Origin of the sequence: Streptomyces sp. R28 (assembly GCF_041052385.1) — a bacterium.
In the GTDB taxonomy this organism is placed as follows: domain Bacteria; phylum Actinomycetota; class Actinomycetes; order Streptomycetales; family Streptomycetaceae; genus Streptomyces.
On sequence record NZ_CP163439.1, the window covers coordinates 2,547,020 to 2,567,415 of the forward strand.

A 20,396-nucleotide genomic window follows, 5' to 3' on the forward strand; every position below is an offset into this window, starting at 1 on the left:
TGAGGGGTTGAGGGCCCCTCCCCCGTCCGGCGGAGTCGGATCGTCGGCGCGCAGGACGCGCCCGGCACCTGGCGCACGGGAGCGTGGACGCATGACGCAGACACTCGCTCCCACTGCGGTGAAACCCTCTACGGGGCTCAGCCGGAGCCGACGGCTCCTGCGCGCCGTCGCCGTCGTCTCCTGTGTGCCGTATCTCGGGCTCAAGGTCGCCTGGGTCGCCGGGAGTCACGTCGGAGTCCCCGACGGCAGCTCGCTCTTGGACCACCGGATGTCCATGGCGATCGTCAACAGCCTCTCCGTGCTGCTGGACAGTGCCGTGATCGTGCTGGCGCTGGTGCTGACCAGGCCCTGGGGGCTGAGGGTGCCCGCGTGGCTGCTGGCCTTCCCGGTGTGGGTCGCCACCGGGCTGCTCGCGCCGATCATGGCCGGGTTCCCGCTGCAGCTCCTCGTGCGGGCCCTCGGCGGGAGCACGAACCACACGCAGCGGGCCTCCGGGGGTGAACCCTTCCTCCACGAGTGGGTGTTCGGGGTCGTGTACAGCGGGTTCATCCTGCAAGGGCTCGCGCTGGGAGCGCTGTTCGTGCTGTACGCCCGGGACCGGTGGGGCCATCTGTGGCGGGGGCGGGTGTGGGAGCTGCCCGTCGGGATCATCGGCGCGGCGCAGCGGGCGACCGCCGGCGCCGCCGGCCTCCTCGCGCTGTTCCCGCTCACGATGCACCTGCTGTGGGCCTGCGGTTCCACGGCGGGGCTCTCCGCGGGCCGGGCGGCGGAGCGGACCAGTGACTTCTACGTCCTGGAGGCGATGTACGTCGTCTTCCTCGTCGTCGCCGTCGCGGGCGGCCAGTTGCTCGCCTTCCGGCGCGGACGCGTGCTGCCCGTGCGGACTCCGCTCGCGCTGGCCTGGGTCGGCTCGGCCGCCGTGGCCTGCTGGGGCGGCTGGCTGTCGCTGGCCTCACTCGGCGGCGTCGACGACATCGCCGACCGCCCGACACCGCTGATGGACCTCGCCTACGCTGGCCAGATGATCGTCGGCATCCTGGTGGCCGTCGTCGGCGCGTACTTCTTCGCGGAGCGCTCCGCCGTGAAGCGGCCGGCGTGAGCGCATACGTCCGGTTCCTGTTCGGCGGGCGGGCGCGCCGGCGCTGGATCCATCTGATCCTCGGCGGCGCCCTCGCCATGCCGTACGTCTTCGTGGGCCAGCTCGTCGTCGGTCCCGCCACCGACTCCAGGTACGTCTTCAACGACCTGCTGCTGCAACTGCTCTCCTTCGCCGTCGGGTTGCCGCTCGCCGCCGTCACCGCCGCGCTGTTCCCCCTGACCCGGTCCCTGGAGGCGGGCGCCGTGCGGTCGCTGTGCGGGGTCGAGGCGGGTCTGCTCGCCCACGGGCCCGCCCGGACGCGGGCCGCGAAGGGGCGTACGGCGGCCTGGTTCACGCTGCATCTCGGGTTCGGCGGGATCATCTCGGGGATGTCGCTGGCGGTGCCGCCGTTCGCCGGCTTCCTCACCGCCCTGCCGCTGATCGTCTGGCTGGGCGGCGCCGAGGCCGTCGAGCTGCCCGAATCCCTCGACCAGCCCTGGGTGTTGGCGCTCGCCCCGGTCGCGGGCATGGCGACCCTGCTCGCGCTCGCCGGCTGCGCGGCCGTCTGCGGCGCGCTCCTCGCCCGCTGGGCGCCCGCGCTGCTCGGCCCCACGCCCGAGGACCGCCTCGCGGCGGCCGAGGCACGCGCCGCCGACCTGGCCGTGCGCAACCGGCTCGCGCGCGAGCTGCACGACAGTGTGGGCCACGCCCTCAGCGCCGTCACCCTCCAGGCGAGCGCGGCCCGCCGGCTCCTCGACACCGACCCGGAGTTCGTCCGCGAGGCCCTCGCCGCGATCGAGGACACGACCCGGCGCACGGTCGGCGAACTCGACGCCGTGCTGGGCGTGTTGAGGGACGGCGACGCACCCGGTACGGCCCCGGCGCCCACCCTCGGCGCCGACCTCGACGGCCTGCTGCGCCGCACCCGCGCGGGCGGGCTGCGGGTGACCGCCACGCTCGCCGCCGACCCCGAGGCCCTGCCGCCCGTCCTGTCCCGCGAGGCCTACCGCATCGTGCAGGAGGGGTTGAGCAACGCCCTCAAGCACGCCGGCGACCAGGTGAGCGTGCGGCTGCGGATCGAAGTGGCCGACGGGCACCTGGAGATCACCGTCGAGAATCCCGTCGTCTGCGCCCCCGAGTGCCGACCCGGCGGCGGCCACGGCCTGCGCGGCATAGCCGACCGGGCACGACTGCTGGGCGGAACCATGGCGGGGGGGGCGGCGGAAGCAGAGGCGGCAGGGGCGGGGCCGGTAAAGACCGGCGCGGTGGCGGGCATCTGGCGCCTGCGCGTGCGGTTGCCGATGAAGGGCCCGGCATGACATCACGGCCGCCGACCGGGAGACGCCGCCCATAGGACCCCGCCACCGCACCCGCGACGGCCCGCAGAACACCACGACCACCGGCCCCGAGACGATCCGCATGACCCGCCCGCCGACCCTGAGGGAACACGCATGACGCCCCGCGCAGCGATCCGCATCGTCCTCGCCGACGACGAGCGCATGGTCCGCACCGCCCTGCGCGCCATCCTCTCCGCCGAGCCCGACCTGGAGGTGGTCGGTGAGGCGGCGACCGGGGCCGAGGCCGTGTCCGTCGTGCGGGAGCGGCGGCCCGACGTGGTCCTCATGGACGTCCGTATGCCGGAGATCGACGGCATCCGGGCCACCGAGCAGATCCTGGCCACGCTCGACGAACCGCCCCGCATCGTCGTCGTCACCACCTTCGAGAACGACTCCTACGTGTACGACGCCCTGCGCGCCGGAGCCGCCGGGTTCCTGCTGAAGCGGGCGGAGGCCGACGCGCTGATCCAGGCCGTACGACTGGTCTCGCGCACCGACACCCTGCTGTTCCCGTCGGCCGTACGCAGCCTCGCCGCCGAGCACGCGCGCGCGTACCCCGCCCCGCCGCCGTGGGTGGCGAAGCTCACGGGCCGCGAGAGCGAGGTGCTGCGGCTGATGGCACAGGGCCTGACCAACGCGGAGATCGCGCGGCGCATGGAGGTCGGGCCGGCCACCGTGAAGTCGCACGTGGCGGCGGTGCTGGCGAAGACCGGCACCCGGGACCGCACCCAGGCCGTGATCGCCGCTTACGAGGCGGGTTTCATGAACGCTCGATGAGAAAAACAGGCGGAAGGGAACGTTCCGCCCCCTCCTGATCGTCTTCTTGAGCGGGATGAACAAGACGATCAGGCGGGCGTCCGTCTTCGTGCTGCTGCTGGTGTTCGCTCTGCTGGTCAGGGCGACCTGGGTGCAGTACTACGACGGCCAGGCACTCGCGGACGACAAGGACAACCGACGGAACACGATCGCGCTGTACAGCGAGCCGCTCGGCAACATCGTCGTGGGCGGCGACGCCGTCACCGGCTCGGCGCGGACGAAGAGCGGTGACCTCGCGTACAAGCGCACGTACACCGACGGCGCGCTGTACTCGGCGGTGACCGGCTACAGCTCGCAGGCGTACGGGGCCACCCAGCTGGAGGGCATCTACCAGGACCTGCTCGACGGCAGCGACAACCGGCTGAAGAGCGTGATGGACACGGTCACCGACAAGCGGTCGGATCCGGGCAATGTGATCACGACGATCGACCCGGACGTGCAGAAGGCGGCGTACGACGCGCTCGGCGACAACAAGGGCGCCGCCGTCGCGATCGACCCCACCACGGGGAAGATCCTCGCGGTGGTCTCCACCCCGTCGTACGACCCGTCGCGGATCACCACGGGCGACAAGGAAGTCTGGGAGCAGCTGACCCAGAACGCCGACAAGCCGATGACGAACCGCGCGCTGCGCCAGCCGCTGCCGCCGGGTTCGACGTTCAAGCTGGTGGTGGCGGCGGCCGCACTGGAGGACGGGCTGTACTCGTCGGTGGACGAGAAGACGGCCAGCCCGGACCCGTATCCGCTGCCGCAGTCGAGCGGCAAGCTGACCAACGAGAACCCGTCCGCCCCGTGCGAGAACGCCTCGATCCGGGTGGCTCTTCAGTACTCGTGCAACAACGTCTTCGGGAGCCTGGCCGTCGACCTGGGCCAGGACAAGGTCAGGGCGATGGCCGAGAAGTTCGGCTTCAACGACGAGGCGCAGGACGTGCCGGTGCGGGCGTACGAGAGCGTGTACCCGTCCGACATGGACGAGGCGCAGACCGCCCTGTCCGGCATCGGCCAGTTCGACGTCACCGCGACCCCGCTCCAGATGGCCATGGTGTCCGCTGCCATCGCCAACGGCGGCAAGCTGGTCTCGCCGCACATGGTGTCCCAGATCACCGACAGCGGCGGCGACGTCCTGGAGAACTACGACGACAACGCGGAGACCGAGGAGATCGTCAGCTCCGACACCGCCGAGCAGCTCCAGTCGGCCATGCAGACGGTCGTCGACAAGGGCACGGGCACGAACGCGCAGATCTCCGGCGCGACGGTGGGCGGCAAGACGGGCACGGCACAGCACGGCGAGAACAACAGCAAGACGCCGTACGCCTGGTTCACGTCCTACGGCAAGGCCGACGGCAAGGAGGTCGCCGTGGCGGTGCTCGTCGAGCAGTCGAACGCGGCACGCTCGGAGGTCAGCGGTAACGGGCTGGCCGCCCCCGTCGCCCGGAAGGTGATGGAGGCGGCGCTCAAGGACTAGGGCCGCTCGGGGTTACTTGACGCCCAGGATCTGCTCGATCGGGTTGATGGCGAAGTACACCAGGAACAGCACCGAGGTCCCCCACAGCAACCAGTGGATCTCCTTCGCCTTCCCGAGCACCACCTTGATCACGACGTAGGCGAGGAACCCCGCCCCGATCCCGTTGGTGATCGAGTACGTGAACGGCATCACGGCGATGGTCAGGAACGCCGGGATGGCGATCTCGTACTTGTCCCAGTCGATGTGCTTGACCTGGGTCATCATCAGGAAGCCGACGGCGACCAGGGCGGGGGCCGCCGCCTGGAGCGGGACGATGGTGAGCAGCGGGGTCAGGAAGAGGGCCAGGGCGAACATGCCGCCGGTGATCAGGTTGGAGAAGCCCGTGCGCGCGCCCTCGCCGACGCCCGCAGCCGACTCGATGTAGGAGGTCGCGGAGGACGACGAGGCCGCACCACCGGCGGCCGCCGCCGCACCGTCGATCAGCAGCACCCGGCCGAGGTTCGGCACCTTGCCCTGCTCGTCCAGCAGACCCGCCTCCGCGCTGATGCCGACGACCGTGCCCATGGTGTCGAAGAAGTCGGACAGGATCAGCGTGAAGATCAGCAGGACGACGGTGATGGCCGTGGTCTCGCCGAACGCGCCGAACAGGCTGAAGTCGCCGATGAGTCCGAAGTCGGGGGTGTCGACCACCTTGTCGGGCCAGGCCGGTGTGGTCAGGCCCCAGGCCTTGATGTCGGCGATCGAGTTGATGATCATCGCGACGGCCGTCATGGTGACGATGCTGATCAGGATGGCGCCCTTCACCTTGCGGGCGAGCAGGGCGATCGTCAGCAGAACCCCGAGACAGAAGACGAGGATCGGCCACCCGGTGAGCGTGCCGGTGCCGCCCAGCTGAACCGGGACGGTGGTGTTCGCGGCGTCCGGGATGCGGCTGACGAACCCGGCGTCGACGAAGCCGATGAAGGCGATGAACAGGCCGATGCCGACGCTGATCGCCTGCTTGAGCGGTTGCGGGATGGCGTGCATGACGGCCTCGCGCAGCCCGGTGAGCACGAGCACGCAGATCAGCAGGCCTTCGAGGACGACCAGACCCATCGCGTCGTCCCAGGCCATCAACGGGGCGATCTGGAAGGCGACGACGGCGTTGAGACCCAGGCCGGCGGCGAGCGCGAGCGGGAGGTTGCCGCCGACGCCCATGATGATCGTCATGACGGCGGCCACCAGGGCGGTGGCGGTGGTGAGTTGGACCGCATCCAACTGGTGGCCGAACTTGTCCTTGGCGCTGCCGAGGATGATGGGATTCAGGACAAGGATGTAGGCCATCGTGAAGAACGTGGCGAAGCCGCCGCGTATCTCACGGGCGAAGGTGGATCCCCGTTCGGAGATCTTGAAGAACCGGTCGACGCTGTTCACGCCTGGTGGCGCGGCACTTGGCCGGTCGGTCACCTTCTGGGGTTCGGACATGACGGTCGCTCCTTGTTGCCTGATGGGTCGGTGTGCGGATGCTGGCTGGATTGTTCCCGTGTTGAACGCGTTTCAGGTTTTCTCCGTGTTACGGAATCAGGGCTGGTCACGTGCGACGCACCACACAGCGTTCGAAGCCTCGTACGAACTGAGTATTCGATCACTGCTACGCTTCCGGCTCGACCGGTTGATCGCTAAATGATCGCCGGACGACCACGTGTCATCCACATGCCACTCACAGGGGGAGAGGTCGCCCGTGGGCACAGTCGTCGACGACGCCGCCTCCGTGGAGTTCCACGCCTTCTTCGAGCGTCACTATGCCGAACTCTCGCGCCTGGCTCATCTGTTGACGGGTGAGGCGGACGCCGCCGACGATCTGGCGGCGGACGCTCTGCTGGCGCTGTGGAACCGCTGGGACCGGGTCCGTGCGGCCGACCATCCGGTGGCGTACGCGCGCGGGGTCGTGGCCAACCTGGCCCGCACCAGAATCCGCAGCGCGGTCCGGGAGCGGCGGCGGATCGCCCTGTTCTGGTCGCAGCGCGAGGAGAAGACGGAGAACCCGGACATCGCGGGCGTCGTCGACGTCCAGGGGGCATTGCGTAGACTTCCGTTCCGCAAACGCGCCTGTGTGGTGCTGCGGCACGCCTTCGACCTCTCCGAGAAGGACACCGCACTCGCCCTGGGCGTCTCGGTCGGTACGGTGAAGAGCCAGACCTCGAAGGGGATGGCGGAGCTGCAACGGCTCCTCGGGACGCAGGGCGCTCCGCTCAAGGCGCATGCCACGGCGATGGCGCGCACCGGCGACGCCGGAGGAAGGAACCGATGATGCGGCGGGATGTGCACGACGAACTGCGCGCCCGGCTGCACGAGGCGGCCGACACGCACCAGCCCGACCGCGCGCGGATCCTGGCCCGGGTGGAGCGCGGCATGGCGGATCCCGCCGGGCAGACCCGCGCCGTACACCGGGCGACCCGTGCGCCGGTGTACGGCTGGTTCCGGGTGGTGAGCGCGACGGCCGCGGCCGCCGGTGTTCTGGCGGTCGGCGGTTACGCGGTGGCGTCCGCCGTGAAGGAGGACACCCCGCAGCAGACGGTGGCCACGTCGCCGACGCCCACCCCGTCGCCGGACGCGACGAGCCGCGCGCCGGTGCCGCCCGTGAGCCCCACGCCTGAGCAGCCGCAGACGCGCGAGCCGAGCGGGTCCCCCTCGCAGCAGCCGCCCGAGACCGCCCGGCCGCCGGCCGCCGTGGGCGAGGAGGACGGCCCGCTGTGGTCGGTCGGCTCGGTGGACGCACACAGCAACGAGTTCTGGGCACAGAGCGATCTGAGGCTCAGGACGAGGGAGCAACTCACCGCGCTCACCATCCAGTTGAAGGTCGCACAGACCGGCGGGGTCACCTCGACCGGCACCTGGCGCTCGCCGCCCGAGGACGACTTCGCGCTGACGGTCGAGGAGAAGGACGGCTTCCTCGTCTACACCTGGGTACTCAAGGAGGGCCGTACGGTCCCTGCGGGCGAGTGGGTGTTCGCGGCACAGTACAACCATGAGCGCGGCGGCCGGGACGCCAAGGGCGACAGCTATGCGATGACGGCCACGGCGGGCGGCGAACAGCTGTCCGTGGCGGGCGACTTCGCAGGCTACGACCGCGACTCCGGCGCAGATGAAGGGGATTCGTAAAAGAGTCCCGAGGGCACGGCAACCCTTCCTTCACCGGGGGCGACCAACAGTCGCAACGATCCCCCACACAAGGAATCGGGTCATGACAGCACGAGCCGAACAGCGCGTCAGTCACCGCCGCAAGGTCTCCAGGCGACGGGCCGTGATCGCCGGAGCCTCGGCCGTGGGCATCACGGGTGCGGCACTCATCACGACGACGATGCTGTCCACGGCCGGTGCCGCCGCGTCCTGGCCGACGCCCAACGGCAGCAAGCCGGTGTCGAGGACGATCCCGGTGTCGGGCACGTACGACGGCAAGCTGGCGAAGTTCTACGGCACCGGTGACCTGGGCGGCAGCGGCCAGGAGGAGGGCCAGGACCCGATCTTCGAGCTGGCCGACGGCGCGGTCCTCAAGAACGTCGTCATCGGCACCCCGGCCGCGGACGGCGTCCACTGCAAGGGCTCCTGCACACTGCAGAACGTGTGGTGGCTGGACGTCGGCGAGGACGCCGCCACCTTCAAGGGCAAGTCGTCCTCGGCCGTGTACACGGTGTACGGCGGCGGCGCGAAGAACGCCGACGACAAGGTGCTGCAGTTCAACGGCGCGGGCAAGCTGGTCGTGTCCAAGTTCCAGGCGGAGAACTTCGGCAAGCTGGTGCGCTCCTGCGGCAACTGCTCCACGCAGTACAAGCGCACGATCATCATCAACGACGTGGACGTCACCGCGCCCGGCAAGTCGATCGTCGGCATCAACTCCAACTACGGCGACACGGCCGCGCTGCGCAAGGTCCGCATCCACGGCGACAGCGGCAAGAAGATCAAGACCTGCACCCGCTTCGAGGGCAACAGCAGCGGCAAGGAGCCGAAGGAGCTGGGCACCGGGGCGGACGGAACCAACTGCATGTTCTCGCCATCTGACATCACGTACCAGTGAGTGAACGTTCAAGCACCTCCCCCGGGGCGTCTCCCGGGCCATCCCCCGGAGCACGACCTGTGAGCACGCACAGAAGAAGCCTCACCCGCAGGCGGGTGCTCGGGGCCTCCTCGATCGGCGTCGCCGCCACCGGCGCAGCCGTCGCGGGCGGCACCGGCCTCCTCTCTTCCGCCTCCGCCGCGGCCTTCGGCCACAAGGACGACGGCTCGAACCACGTCATCGACACCGGAGCCTCCCTCGTCTTCAAGGTCTCCAAATCGACCGGCGACGTCACGTCGCTGGCCTACAGGGGCAAGGAGTACGAGGGCTACGGCGGCAAGCACTCGCACGTCGAGTCCGGGCTCGGCGCGTCCACGGTCACCATCCAGCAGTCGGGCTCGACGATCCTGGTGAAGGTCGTGCACGGCGCGATCACCCAGTGGTACGCGGCACGCAGCGGCCAGAACAACGTCTACCTGTGGACGAACAAGGCGGACGCCTCCTTCACCGCGACCCGCTACCTCGTCCGCCTCAAGCCCGGGATCTTCCCCAACGAGGGCTCGGACACCTGGATCGAGGCCTCCGACAAGGTCATCGAGGCCGGGGACGTCTGGAAACGCGCGGACGGCACGACCCACTCCAAGCACTACTCGGGCAAGCGCGTCATCGACTACGACCACGTCGGCTTCACCACCGGCTCGGTCGGTCTGTGGCTGGTGCGCTCCAACCACGAGAAGGCGTCCGGCGGCCCGTTCTACCGCTCGCTGCTGCGCCACTCGAACGACCTCGGCGCCGGTCTCTACGAGATCCTGCACTACAACCAGGCGCAGACGGAGCCGGAGCGCTTCGGCCTCCAGGGCCCGTACGTCCTGTCCTTCACCGACGGCGGGGCACCGTCGTCGTCCCTCTTCCACGCCAAGCTCGACACCTCCTGGGTGGACGGGCTCGGCATCACCGGCTGGGTCGGCGCGTCCGGCCGCGGCAAGGTGGCGGGCGTGGGCCTGAAGGGCATGGACGCCCAGTACGCGTACACCGTGGGCTTCGCCAACAAGGACGCGCAGTACTGGGCGAAGGCCGCGGCCGGGTCGGGGGCGTTCTCCTGCAAGGGGATGCTGCCGGGGACGTACACGATGACCGTCCACAAGGGCGAACTCGCGGTGCACACCGGCACGGTGAAGGTGGCCGCGGGCGCTACGACGGCGCTGCACAGCATCACCATCACCGGCGACCCGTCGACGGCCAGGGCCATCTGGCGGCTCGGCGACTGGGACGGCACACCCGGCGGGTTCAAGAACGCCGAGCTGATGACGTACGCCCATCCGTCCGACGGCCGCGCGGCGAAGTGGACGGGGAACGTGACGGTCGGCAGCGGCAGCACTGCGGCGTCGTTCCCGGCGTACATGTGGAAGGACGTCAACGACGGCGTCCTGGTCTACTTCAAGCTGACCAAGGAGCAGGCCGCGGCGGCGCACACGCTGCGGGTCGGGGTGACGGACGCGTTCCTGAACGGCCGGCCGCGCATCACCGTGAACGACTGGGTCTCGACCGTCCCCACAGCTCCCACACAACCCTCGACGCGTTCCCTCACCACGGGTTCCTACCGGGGGAACAACCACACGTTCACGTTCAACGTCCCTAGTAGTGCGTGGAAGACGGACACGACCCAGTACAACGTCCTGAGGATCAACATCGTCAGTGGTTCGAGCGGCTCGGCCCACCTCAGCCCGGGCACCTCGTTCGACTGTCTGGACCTGCTGACCTGAGCCCCCCTCGGTCAGCAGTGGAACGCCCCCGCCGGTGACGACCGGCGGGGGCGTTCGCGCCCCAAGGGGCGCGGGCTGTATCGATATGCGGCTCCGCCGCGTGGGCGCGACCAGCCACGACGGGCCGACAGCCCGCAACCGGCCCTTTGCGGCAGTCAGTTCATCGTCGACCCGATCGTCGCCGACCCCGTCGTCAGGAACGTGGTCGACGGCAACGCCCCGCTCGCCTGCCGGGAGGCATACGCCGTCGTCGCGTCCTTCGACTTGAAGGACGGGGTCGCGACACCGCTGTCCCAGTTGTTCGCCGCGCTGACGGCCGACGACCCCAGCTTGGACAGTCCGCCCTTGTTGCTCACCGCGAGATTGCGGGCCAGGCGCGCCTTGCCGGTGGCGAAGTAGAAGCCGGACTCGGTGTTGGCGTAGGCGGTGTTGCGGTTGAGGACGATGGCCCCGGTGTTGGAGTTCTCCGTGAAGCCGTGCAGGGTGTTGTCCCAGGCCGCGTTGTTGTTGACGACGTGCGCGACGGAGGCCCCTCCGCCGCCCAGCTTGAAGCCGTTGCCGTTGCCCTCGAAGGCGGAGTCGGCCCAGCGGTTCTTGCCGTTGCCGAAGGCCCAGGTGTGCTCGATGGTGACCGGCGAGGAGAACTGCCAGAGGTCGAGCCCGTCGTCGGAGTTGTTGTAGAGGCGCGCTCCGGTGATCTTGTTACCCGTTCCGGAGCCGAACTTGATGGCGATCCCGTCGGCGTTCTGACCGTGCCCGGACGGGTCGTAGTTGCCGTAACTGTCGAGGTTCTGCACGAGATTGTTCGTGGTGCCGTCGCCGCGCAGGGTGAAGCCGGAGTCGCCGTTGTTCGCGGTGACGAGGTTCTTGAAGACACCGCCCACCGACGACGTGACGACGAATCCCTGGGCCGGGGAGTTGACGAAGGTGAGGTTCCGCACGGTCCAGTAGTCGCCGTAGATCCCGGTCAGCCAGGAGCCGTCGGGCAGCTTGGAGCCGTCGATCCTCACCTTCTCGCTGCCGTACGCCTGCAGCGTGATCCGGGCCGAACTCGTGCCGTTCGCCGTGGACTTGAGCGTGGCGGCCGGCTGGTAGGTGCCGCCGCGGACCTGGATGGTCGTACCGGCGGCGGCGTTCTTGACGGCCGACTCCAGCTGGGCCGTGCTGGACACGGTGACCGTCGCCGAAGCGGCCTCGGCGCCGCCGCCCGAGAGGCCGAGGTAGACGCCGCCCGCCCCCGAGGCGACGGCGATCGCCGCGGCGATGGACAGGGTACGGGTCCTGCGATGACGGCCGGTGCTCAAACGCACGGAGCGTTCCTTTCCTGAGGAATGGGGACGAAGCGGGCCTAAGGGGCCGCCCAGGCCCGCTTCTGACATCCGGTCGCCGCCATGGCCGGGAAGGTTGCCGCACCCCTCGAAGACGAGCGAAAGTTTCGGTCCCCGTCCGTCACCTGCGCACCGATTGACGCCCTGTCCGCCACCTATGACACTCCGAGGCAGCCGAACAAAACAGAACCCCCCAACAGAACCCCCACACTCCCACAGGATGTGTCATGCGCCCCCGCACCGCCCGCACGCTCCTGACCCCGCTGATCCCCCTCCTCGCCCTCCTGCTCGGCCTGCTGGCCGCACCCCCCAGTACCGCGAACTCCGGAGCACCACCCGTGACACAGCAAGTGAGCCAGCCCAAGTACGCCGGCTACCTCTTCGCCTACTTCACCGGCGAGGGCACCGCCGACGGCGAGCAGATCCGCTACGCCCTCAGCCGGGGCAACGACGCGCTGCACTGGCGGGAGCTCAACGCCGGCAAGCCGGTCCTCACCTCCACGATCGGCGAGAAGGGCCTGCGCGACCCGTTCGTGATCCGCTCCCCCGAGGGCGACAAGTTCTACATGATCGCGACCGACCTGCGGATGTACCAGAACAGCAGCGGCAGCTGGGACCAGGTCCAGCGGCACGGCAGCAAGTCGATCATGGTCTGGGAGTCCACCGACCTGGTCCACTGGACCGACCAGCGCCTGGTGAAGGTGTCCCCCGACAGCGCGGGCAACACCTGGGCGCCGGAGGCGTACTGGGACGACAGCCTCGGTGAGTTCGTCGTCTTCTGGGCGACGAAGCTGTACGCCGACGACGACCCCGACCACACCGGATCGACGTACAACAAGATGCTGTACGCGACCACGAAGGACTTCCGCACCTTCAGCGCGCCGAAGGTCTGGGACGACCCCGGCTACTCGGTCATCGACTCGACCGTGGTCAAGCACAAGGACACCTACTACCGCTACACCAAGGACGAGCGGGACCCCAGCTCCTCCAGCCCCTGCTCGAAGTTCATCACCGCGGAGAAGTCGACGAGCCTGACGGACCCGTCGTACGACTTCGTCGCCGACTGCGTCGGCAGCGGCGCGATGGACCGGGGCGAGGGCCCGACGGTGTTCAAGTCGAACACCGAGGAGAAGTGGTACCTGTTCATCGACGAGTACGGCGGCCGCGGTTACGTCCCCTTCGAGACCACCGACCTCGACTCGGGCAAGTGGACCCCGTCCACCGACTACCAGCTGCCCGCCAGCCCCCGGCACGGCACGGTGATACCGGTGACGCAGGCGGAGTACGACCGGCTGCTGGCCGCGTACCCCGCGAGCCCCGCCTCGGTCGTGGACGCGACGGCGAAGGACCAGAAGGGGTACGCGATCGTCACGGACAGCGCCGCGAAGGGCGTGCTCCCGATGCGGCCGGACGCGGACCTGTCCCGCCTCGCCCCGAAGCTGTGGCCCGGTGAGGGCGCCACCGTCAGCCCGCGCTCCGGCACCCGGCGCGACTTCCGCAAGCCGCAGAAGTACACGGTGACCGCCGCGGACGGTACGAAGCGCACCTGGACGGTCGAGGCGGTGCGCACCAACAGCCCCGTCCTGCCCGGCCTCAACGCCGACCCGGACGTGCACTACCTCGACGGCGAGTACTGGATCTATCCGACGACCGACGGCTTCCAGGGCTGGAGCGGGACCAGGTTCAAGGCGTACTCGTCCAAGGATCTGGTCCACTGGAAGGACCACGGCGTCATCCTGGATCTCGGCCCGGACGTGAGCTGGGCGGACAAGTACGCCTGGGCGCCGGCGATCGCCGAGCGCGACGGCAAGTACTACTTCTACTTCTGCGCCGAGCAGCAGATCGGCGTGGCGGGGGCCGACTCCCCGGCCGGCCCCTTCAAGGACGCCCTGGGCAAGCCGCTGGTCGCCAAGGGCGGTTCGCTGAAGGGCCAGATGATCGACCCGGCCGTCTTCACGGACGACGACGGGACGTCGTATCTCTACTGGGGCAACGGGCACGGGTACGTGGTCCCGCTGAACGACGACATGGTGTCGTACGACGCGTCGAAGGTGCAGGACATCACGCCTGGCAACTTCCGCGAGGGATCCTTCGTGATCAAGCGGAAGGGCACGTACTACTTCATGTGGTCCGAGGACGACACCCGCAGCGAGAACTACCACGTCGCCTACGCGACGGGACCGTCCCCGCTCGGCCCGTGGACCAAGCGGGGCACGATCCTGCAGAAGCGTCCCGAGTACGGGATCCTCGGCACGGGTCACCACTCGGTGGTCAACGCCCCCGGCACCGACGACTGGTACGCCGTCTACCACCGGTTCGCCCTGAACGGCCCCGGAAGGCCGGGCGGCGACGGCATGCACCGCGAGACGGCCATCGACCGGATGCGGTTCGCGGCCGACGGCACGATCGAACCGGTGGTGCCGACCCTGGAGGGGATCAGGCCCGTACGGCGGTGAGGCTCAGCTGACGAAGTACGTCGGGTTCGGCAGCTTGTACGTCTCGTCCGCGTAGCCGCCTTCGAGGTCGCTGTACTGGTCGCCGAAGTTGGCGATGATCTCGTAGCCGAGGTCGTCCTCGATGTGCTGCCGGGTGCCGGACTTGTACTGCACGGTCGTGCAGTTCCAGGTGCCCGGCGTGGCGCACGCGGCGAGGTAGGCCGGCGGGTTCGCCTTGTCCTTGAGGAACATGTGGCCGGCGTCGAGGTTCACATCGGCGCCGACCTTCTTCAGGTTCTCGACGGCGGCGGACCGCTGCGCCTCGCTCAGACCCGAGTTGTAGAAGACCTCGACGCCCTTGGACTCGGCGTACCGGACCAGCTCCGGGCTGCCGAAGACGGCCGGGCGGTCGGCCTTGTTCACGTACTCGGCCCACGTGGTCGAGTTGTACGTGTAGTTGGTCTTCTTCTCGTAGTCGAAGCTGAGCAGCAGCGTGTCGTCGATGTCGAAGACGACGGCCGGCTTCTCGCCCTTGTGCAGCGCCTTGCGGGCCGCCTTGTCGATGTACTTCCGGGCGGCCTTGTCGATGCTCGCCAGGTCCTTGGCGTAGGGGCTGTCCTTGGACGCCTGGTAGACGCCGTTCGCGTCGAGGGTGGCGCCGTAGTAGCTGTCCATGTCCTTGACCAGCAGCCCGATGTTGTAGGGCTCGTGGGTGCTGTTCGCGGTCGACTGGCCGGCCGTGGCCGCGCCGGCGCCGTAGAGGGCGGCACCGGCGACCGCACAGACGGCGGTGACGGCCGCGATACGTAGTGGTTTATGCATGACAAAGAGTTCTACGCGCGTCACCTGCGTGAGCGCGAGACCCGTTGCCCGATCTTTACCTCTCTCACGGGCGAACGGGTCTCGCGCTTCCCCGGGCAGGTCAGTCCATCGTCGCCCCGATGGTCGTGCTGCCCGTGGTCAGGAAGGTCGTCACCGGCAGCGAGCCGCCCGACTGCCGGGCGTTGTAGGTGCTCGACGCGTCGGTGGAGCGGAAGGCCGGTGTCGAGATGCCGGAGTCCCAGTTGTTGCCGGACGAGACCACCGACGAGCCCTTGCTCACCTGGCCGCCGCCGTTGCTCACGGCGAGGTTCTTGCCGAGCCGGGCCGCACCGGTGGCGAAGTAGTAGCCCCACTTGGCGTTGGCGTAGGCGGTGGTGCGGTTGATGACGATCGCGCCCTTGTTGCTGTTCTCGGTGAAGCCGTTGCCGGCGTTGTCCCAGGCGGCGGAGTTGTTGATGACGTGGGCCACGGTCTCGCCGTCGCCGCCCAGCTTGTAGCCGTTGCCGTCGCCCGCGAAGGCGGAGTCGGACCAGCGGTTCTTGCCGTTGCCGAAGGCCCAGGTGTGCTCGACGGTGACCGGCGAGGAGAAGGACCAGAAGTCCAGACCGTCGTCCGAGTTGTTGTAGAGGCGGGCGCCGGTGATCAGGTTCCCGGTGCCGGAGCCGAACTTCACGGCGATGCCGTCGGCGTTCTCGCCGTGGCCCGCGGCGTCGTAGTGGCCGTAGGAGTCGATGTTCCGGACGGTGTTGTTGACCGTGCCGTCGCCGGTGAGCGTGAAGCCGGAGTCGCCGCCGTTGATGGTCTTGATGTTGTTCCAGTTGGTCCCGGTGCAGGACTGGCAGACGACCGCGCTGTCCGGGGAGTTCTGGAAGGTGATGCCCGAGACGTTCCAGTAGTCGGCGGTCAGCTTGAAGATCCAGGAGCCGGAGGGCAGCGACGACCCGTCGATCTTGACGGTCTCCGAGCCGTACGCGGTGAGCGTGACCGGCGACGACGAGGTGCCGTTGGCCGTGGACTGCAGGGTGGCCGTCGGGTAGTAGGTGCCGCCGCGCACCTGGATGACGGTGCCGGCGGGGCGTTCTTGATGGCGTTGGACAGGTCGGTGGAGTTGCTGACGACCACGGTCGCGGCCTGGGCCTGGGTGGGGAGGACGGCCAGGCCGGCGCCCAGGGTGAGGGCTGCCATGGTGGCGAGTGCGGTTCGACGAGACATGGAGAGCGGGTCCTTCCTCGTGCGGGTGCTCGTGCGGGTGGGGGTCGTTCACGTGCACAGGACGGTGTCGAGCCAGGTGAAGACCTCGTCCTGCATGCGGTCGACGAAGACATGGCCGAGGTCGGGCCAGGTCTTCAGGTGCAACCGCTCCTCGGCGTGGCGGGAGCGCCAGACGGCGCGCAGCTTGGCGTGGGCCACGCGGACGCCGTCGGCGGGGAACAGCGGGTCGAGCCCGCCGTCGAAGAGGAGCATCGGCTGGGTACGGCGATGCTTGCCACGTCAGGGATGTCTGGGAATGGGAAAACGCGTGAGGGCGAGCGCCGGACACACACCTGACCGCATCGTGCTCGCGGAAGCCCACCTGAAGGGAATGAAGGTTCCCACATCGAACGAGTGGCCCTTGCAGGTGTTCGTCGTTGGAGTAGGTGAATCTTCGAACGCCACGACGGAGGCAACGGATGGGCGGGCTGCGGACGTTGACGGCACCCTTCGTGGTGCCAGGTCCCGCAGGGGTGAGTATCCGGGCTCGGTTGCGAGTTTCGGACACGGATACTGCAGTACTGCGCGAGGTCGGACTGTTCCTCGGCTCGCTGGCAGCAGGTGATCTTGCGGAGCGGTGCCGGCAGGGGCTGACACACGGCACGGCTTCGTGGTCGCAGCGCAAGAGAGAACTGACCAGGCGCTCGTCCTCTCGTTGGGCGGGCAGCATCACCAAGGCCACGCATGACCAGTGGGCGCTGGCCCGGCGTGGCCAAGTCGCCCATATGACCTGGCTGCGCGGGCAGATCGCGCAGATCGAAGCGAAGCTGGCCCGCCCTCTGGGCGCGAAAGCCGACAAGCAGACCGGGCTGCCTCGCGGGTATGCCACTCAGCAGGAGTGGCATACCAAGTGCCGCCGCTTGCGCATGCTGCAGAACCGGCTGGCGCCAGTGGAAGCGGACTGGGCAGCGGGCCGGGTACGCGTTGTACGCGGCGGGAAGCACCTTGCCCGAACCCGTCACCATCTGGATCAAGCTGGGTTGACCAAGCAGGTGTGGCGAGAGCGCTGGGAGGCGGCCCGGATGTTCCTGGCTGCTGACGGGGAGTCCGGCAAACCCTGGGGCAACGAGAGCATCCGCGCCACCGACACGGGTCAACTCTCCCTCAAGCTGCCAAGGGATGCGCAGTTGCGGCACGCGCTGACCCAACTGCTGCACTACACCCGCCGTCGCGGTGCTGCCGCGATCGCCATCGAGGACCTGGATTTCGCCGACGCCAAGAGCAGGGAGAAGCACGGCCGCAACAAGCGGTTCCGGCGTCTGCTCTCCCGCTTCCCCACCGCCCGGCTCAGGGCTCGGCTGGTAGCGATGGCCGCAGAACAGGGCTTGAGGATCGTCGCGATTGATCCGGCCTATACCAGTCGGTGGGGCGCCCAGCATTGGCAGCAGCCTCTGACTACTCCGACTCGCAAGACCACACGCCACGACGCCGCAGCAGTGGCGATCGGACGACGCGCCCTCGGACATCCGATCCGGCGACGGACGGCACCGCCCCCGCACGACCAGAGAGATCGTGCGGGGCATCGGACCGCCCAGGCCGGACCAGACACCTGGCGGCGCGAGGGAACCCGCCCCCGCATTCCCGGACCACGGACAGGATCCGTGCCGCCCGGATGCGGAGCGAAAGCGGGGGACCAGCGTGCCCAGCACCGCTCGGGGCATGCGGCTGAGCACGCGTCCTGGCATCAGGATGCGCTCCCGCTCAGTCTCTAGGGACGGTGGAGCATGTAGTACGACGGTCTCGGGCCTCCGCCAGCCCACCCGGTCGAGTCCGCGCCGTCGCATCTCAGTCTGTCTTCCACGGCGTCCAGTCGCCGAGGTAGGTCCTGCGGGTCACCGACTCCGCCTGCGTGTCCGTCAGTCGAGGCCGGTTCTCCGGAACCGGGATCGCCGCGCCCGGCCCGGAGTTGCGGTACTCCCGGAACCGCATGGTCTGCCAGGGATACTGCTCCCGCATGTTGGTGTAGGGCGCGACGGGATCGATGCCGGGCCCGATCCGGGTGTCCCGCACGACGAGGGACGGCCAGGCGGTCGTCTCGTACGTCGGCACCCAGGGCCGGGCCAGCTTGTACGCCGCGTCCTCGGCACCGGAGGTGATGCGGGAGCGGACGGCGAGGATGCCGTACGGGTTGGCGCGGGCGGTGGACGGGGCGAAGACCATGCCCTTGGGGGTGAAGTCCACGTCCCGCTGCAGCGTGTGGAAGTGGCACTCCTCGAAGACGGCGGTCGCCCGGCCGAAGACGAAGTCGACGTCGCCCTCGATGTAGCACCGGTGGAAGTACTGCCGGTCGAAGGCGGTCAGCGCGCTCGTCTCGACGAACAGCGTGTCCTGGTGGGCCAGCAGCCGGACGTTCTCGAAGCGGGTGCGGTCGCCGTACGTGTACGCCGCCACCGCCTGGGTGCCGGTGATGTCGGGATGGTCGGCGCGCAGCCAGTCGTTGGCGAGGGTCAGGTCGCGGACGGTGAGGCCGGGGGCGGCCGAGGTGAAGGTGGCGGAGCCCGCGGTGCCGTACGTGGTGCCGTCGGGCTTCTTCGTGCCGTTCGCGTTGTCGTGGACGATGACGGCGTCGCGCGGGTCGCGGGAGGCGCCGCGCAGGGTCAACTCCGCCTTGTCGACGGGCACGTTGACGACCTGGCGGTACGTTCCCGGGTGCACGACGATCGTCCAGCCGGGCCCGTCCACCGCGTCCACGGCCGCCTGGACGGAGTCGCCGGGGCGGACGTGCAGGACACGGCGGGACCCGGTGGCGAAGGCAGGGGTGGCCCCGGCCAGGGCCGAGCCCGCCCCGGCCGCGAGAAAGGCGCGCCTGCGCATGTCAGCACGCCTCCTTCCACGGCTGCCAGTCACCGAGGTAGGCCGCGCGGGTCGCCGACTCGGCCTGAGCATCGGTGAGTTGGGGACGGTTCTCAGGGGCCGTGATCTCGGCGCCGGGGCCGGTGTTGCGGTACTCGGCGAAGCGCTGGTTCTGCCAGGGGAAGGCGTCGGACATGTTGGCGTAGGGCGCGACCGCGTCGATGCCGGGACCGAGGTGGGTGTCCCGGACGACGAGGGACGGGCGGGCGGTGGTGTCGGAGCTGGGCACCCAGGGGCGGGCCAGCTTGTAGTAGGCGTCCGGTGCCTCGCTGGTGACACGGCTCCTGGTCACCAGGTGGCCGAGCGGGTTGGCGCCGGCCGTCGAGGGCGCGAAGACGAAGCCGTACGGGGCCGACGCCAGGTCGGTCCGGGACAGGGTCCGGAAGTGGCAGTGCTCGTACACGGCGGTGGCCCGCCCGAAGACGAAGTCGACGTCGCCCTCGACGTAGCAGTGGGAGAAGTACTGGCGGGCGAAGACGGCCAGGGTCATCGAGTCGGCGTACAGGGTGTCCTGGTGGCCGAGGAACCGGCAGTGGTGGAACGCGGACCGGTCGCCCTGCACCTTGATGGCGACCGCCTGGGTGCCGGAGATGTCGGGGTGGTCGGCGCGCAGCCAGTCGTTGGCGAAGGTGATGTGGCGGGCGGTGAAGCCGGCGGCCTGCACGGTGGTGGTGGCGGAGCCGGTGGTGCCGTAGGTTCCGCCGCCCGGCTTGGGGGTGCCGGCGGCGTTGTCGTGGACGATGACGACGTCACGCGGGTCGTCGCCGGCGCCGAGCCAGGTCATCTCCGTGCGGGTCACGTCGACGGCGACGGTCTCCCGGTAGGTCCCCGGGGCGATGACCAGTGTCCAGCCGCTGCCGGTCGCGGCACTCACGGCGGCCCGGACGGAGGTGAAGTCGCCCTGGCCGGACGCGTCGACGTACAGGGTCTGCGCGCTCAGGCGGGCGGCCGGTGAACCGTACCGGCCGAAGGGGCGCGGCCGGGCGCCGACGGCTCGGGCGGGGGCCGACGCGAGCGCGAGGGCGGCGCCGGCTCCGGCGCCTGCCAGCAGGAACCCCCGCCTGGACAGGGGGAGTTGGGGGTGGGGCGAGGGCATGCGGGTGCTCCTTCGCGGTGCGGCTCTTCGGGGGCGATCGGGTGATCGGGGTGATCGGAGTGATCGGGGACTTCCTCGCCGTGGGGGGTGGTGGAGCGGGGCCGGGGCTGCGCGCCCCGGCC

15 protein-coding genes and 2 pseudogenes are annotated in these 20,396 nt (G+C 69.5%); 10 read left to right on the forward strand and 7 right to left on the reverse strand.

Features of this window, described 5'->3' with window-relative positions; translation table 11 throughout:
• Window positions 1-91: 91 nt before the first annotated feature.
• The 4 genes from AB5J49_RS11165 (at window position 92) to AB5J49_RS11180 (ending at window position 4,693) form a co-directional block, all read left to right on the forward strand.
• Complete coding sequence (locus AB5J49_RS11165; protein WP_369168404.1) at window positions 92-1,099, forward strand: hypothetical protein; 1,008 nt, start codon at window positions 92-94, stop codon at window positions 1,097-1,099.
• Window positions 1,096-2,397 (forward strand): sensor histidine kinase, encoded by a 1,302-nt coding sequence (locus tag AB5J49_RS11170; RefSeq protein WP_369168405.1) that lies wholly within the window; start codon window positions 1,096-1,098, stop codon window positions 2,395-2,397. Before AB5J49_RS11165 ends, AB5J49_RS11170 begins: the two co-directional genes overlap by 4 nt.
• Before the next feature lie 132 nt (window positions 2,398-2,529).
• On the forward strand, window positions 2,530-3,192 hold the full coding sequence (locus AB5J49_RS11175; protein WP_369168406.1) for a response regulator: 663 nt from the start codon (window positions 2,530-2,532) through the stop codon (window positions 3,190-3,192).
• A gap of 55 nt (window positions 3,193-3,247) precedes the next feature.
• Complete coding sequence (locus AB5J49_RS11180) at window positions 3,248-4,693, forward strand: peptidoglycan D,D-transpeptidase FtsI family protein (protein WP_369168407.1); 1,446 nt, start codon at window positions 3,248-3,250, stop codon at window positions 4,691-4,693.
• A gap of 12 nt (window positions 4,694-4,705) precedes the next feature.
• Here the strand turns inward: AB5J49_RS11180 and AB5J49_RS11185 are convergent, their stop codons facing one another.
• On the reverse strand, window positions 4,706-6,157 hold the full coding sequence (locus AB5J49_RS11185) for an NCS2 family permease (RefSeq protein ID WP_369168408.1): 1,452 nt from the start codon (window positions 6,155-6,157) through the stop codon (window positions 4,706-4,708).
• Window positions 6,158-6,413: 256 nt separating this feature from the next.
• Here AB5J49_RS11185 and AB5J49_RS11190 point away from each other — a divergent pair, with 256 nt between their 5' ends.
• The 4 genes from AB5J49_RS11190 to AB5J49_RS11205 all read left to right on the forward strand — a co-directional run bounded on the left by AB5J49_RS11190 (window position 6,414) and on the right by AB5J49_RS11205 (window position 10,489).
• On the forward strand, window positions 6,414-6,983 hold the full coding sequence (locus AB5J49_RS11190; protein WP_369168409.1) for a SigE family RNA polymerase sigma factor: 570 nt from the start codon (window positions 6,414-6,416) through the stop codon (window positions 6,981-6,983).
• Window positions 6,980-7,834, forward strand: a complete 855-nt coding sequence (locus tag AB5J49_RS11195) for a hypothetical protein (RefSeq protein WP_369168410.1) — start codon at window positions 6,980-6,982, stop codon at window positions 7,832-7,834. The genes AB5J49_RS11190 and AB5J49_RS11195 overlap by 4 nt, the downstream gene beginning before the upstream one ends.
• Window positions 7,835-7,916: 82 nt before the next feature.
• A complete protein-coding gene (locus tag AB5J49_RS11200) occupies window positions 7,917-8,747 on the forward strand; it encodes a pectate lyase (RefSeq protein WP_369168411.1) in 831 nt (276 codons plus the stop codon).
• Window positions 8,748-8,806: 59 nt separating this feature from the next.
• Entirely contained in the window at window positions 8,807-10,489 is a 1,683-nt protein-coding gene (locus AB5J49_RS11205; protein WP_369168412.1) for a rhamnogalacturonan lyase B N-terminal domain-containing protein, read from the forward strand.
• A gap of 155 nt (window positions 10,490-10,644) precedes the next feature.
• Here AB5J49_RS11205 and AB5J49_RS11210 read toward each other — a convergent pair whose 3' ends face one another.
• A complete protein-coding gene (locus AB5J49_RS11210; RefSeq protein ID WP_369168413.1) occupies window positions 10,645-11,799 on the reverse strand; it encodes a right-handed parallel beta-helix repeat-containing protein in 1,155 nt (384 codons plus the stop codon).
• A gap of 245 nt (window positions 11,800-12,044) precedes the next feature.
• On the opposite strand from AB5J49_RS11210, the gene AB5J49_RS11215 reads away from it, so the two are divergent.
• On the forward strand, window positions 12,045-14,273 hold the full coding sequence (locus AB5J49_RS11215; RefSeq protein WP_369168414.1) for a family 43 glycosylhydrolase: 2,229 nt from the start codon (window positions 12,045-12,047) through the stop codon (window positions 14,271-14,273).
• A gap of 3 nt (window positions 14,274-14,276) precedes the next feature.
• On the opposite strand, the gene AB5J49_RS11220 is transcribed toward AB5J49_RS11215, so the two are convergent.
• The 3 genes and pseudogenes from AB5J49_RS11220 to AB5J49_RS11230 form a co-directional block, all read right to left on the reverse strand.
• A complete protein-coding gene (locus AB5J49_RS11220; RefSeq protein WP_369168415.1) occupies window positions 14,277-15,074 on the reverse strand; it encodes an HAD family acid phosphatase in 798 nt (265 codons plus the stop codon).
• 100 nt (window positions 15,075-15,174) lie between these two features.
• Window positions 15,175-16,286: pseudogene (locus AB5J49_RS11225) on the reverse strand (chondroitinase-B domain-containing protein).
• A 48-nt stretch (window positions 16,287-16,334) separates the two neighbouring features.
• Window positions 16,335-16,576, reverse strand: a pseudogene (locus AB5J49_RS11230) (hydrolase); the annotation flags it as partial.
• A 168-nt stretch (window positions 16,577-16,744) separates the two neighbouring features.
• Between AB5J49_RS11230 and AB5J49_RS11235 the strand changes: the two are divergent.
• A complete protein-coding gene (locus AB5J49_RS11235) occupies window positions 16,745-18,037 on the forward strand; it encodes an IS200/IS605 family accessory protein TnpB-related protein (RefSeq protein WP_369168416.1) in 1,293 nt (430 codons plus the stop codon).
• Window positions 18,038-18,110: 73 nt separating this feature from the next.
• Here the strand turns inward: AB5J49_RS11235 and AB5J49_RS11240 are convergent, their stop codons facing one another.
• Both AB5J49_RS11240 and AB5J49_RS11245 read right to left on the reverse strand, forming a co-directional pair.
• On the reverse strand, window positions 18,111-19,139 hold the full coding sequence (locus tag AB5J49_RS11240; RefSeq protein WP_369168417.1) for a pectinesterase family protein: 1,029 nt from the start codon (window positions 19,137-19,139) through the stop codon (window positions 18,111-18,113).
• A 1-nt stretch (window position 19,140) separates the two neighbouring features.
• Entirely contained in the window at window positions 19,141-20,274 is a 1,134-nt protein-coding gene (locus tag AB5J49_RS11245; RefSeq protein WP_369168418.1) for a pectinesterase family protein, read from the reverse strand.
• Window positions 20,275-20,396 lie beyond the last annotated feature (122 nt).

Excerpts from the sequence above, each read along its gene's own strand:
- AB5J49_RS11175 (WP_369168406.1), top strand. The coding sequence starts at position 2,530 with ATGACGCCCCGCGCAGCGATCCGCATCGTCCTCGCCGACGACGAGCGC.
- AB5J49_RS11200 (WP_369168411.1), top strand. The coding sequence starts at position 7,917 with ATGACAGCACGAGCCGAACAGCGCGTCAGTCACCGCCGCAAGGTCTCC.
- AB5J49_RS11240 (WP_369168417.1), bottom strand. The coding sequence starts at position 19,139 with ATGCGCAGGCGCGCCTTTCTCGCGGCCGGGGCGGGCTCGGCCCTGGCC.
- AB5J49_RS11235 (WP_369168416.1), top strand. The coding sequence starts at position 16,745 with ATGGGCGGGCTGCGGACGTTGACGGCACCCTTCGTGGTGCCAGGTCCC.
- AB5J49_RS11180 (WP_369168407.1), top strand. The coding sequence starts at position 3,248 with ATGAACAAGACGATCAGGCGGGCGTCCGTCTTCGTGCTGCTGCTGGTG.
- AB5J49_RS11185 (WP_369168408.1), bottom strand. The coding sequence starts at position 6,157 with ATGTCCGAACCCCAGAAGGTGACCGACCGGCCAAGTGCCGCGCCACCA.
- AB5J49_RS11215 (WP_369168414.1), top strand. The coding sequence starts at position 12,045 with ATGCGCCCCCGCACCGCCCGCACGCTCCTGACCCCGCTGATCCCCCTC.
- AB5J49_RS11245 (WP_369168418.1), bottom strand. The coding sequence starts at position 20,274 with ATGCCCTCGCCCCACCCCCAACTCCCCCTGTCCAGGCGGGGGTTCCTG.
- AB5J49_RS11165 (WP_369168404.1), top strand. The coding sequence starts at position 92 with ATGACGCAGACACTCGCTCCCACTGCGGTGAAACCCTCTACGGGGCTC.
- AB5J49_RS11195 (WP_369168410.1), top strand. The coding sequence starts at position 6,980 with ATGATGCGGCGGGATGTGCACGACGAACTGCGCGCCCGGCTGCACGAG.
- AB5J49_RS11220 (WP_369168415.1), bottom strand. The coding sequence starts at position 15,074 with ATGCATAAACCACTACGTATCGCGGCCGTCACCGCCGTCTGTGCGGTC.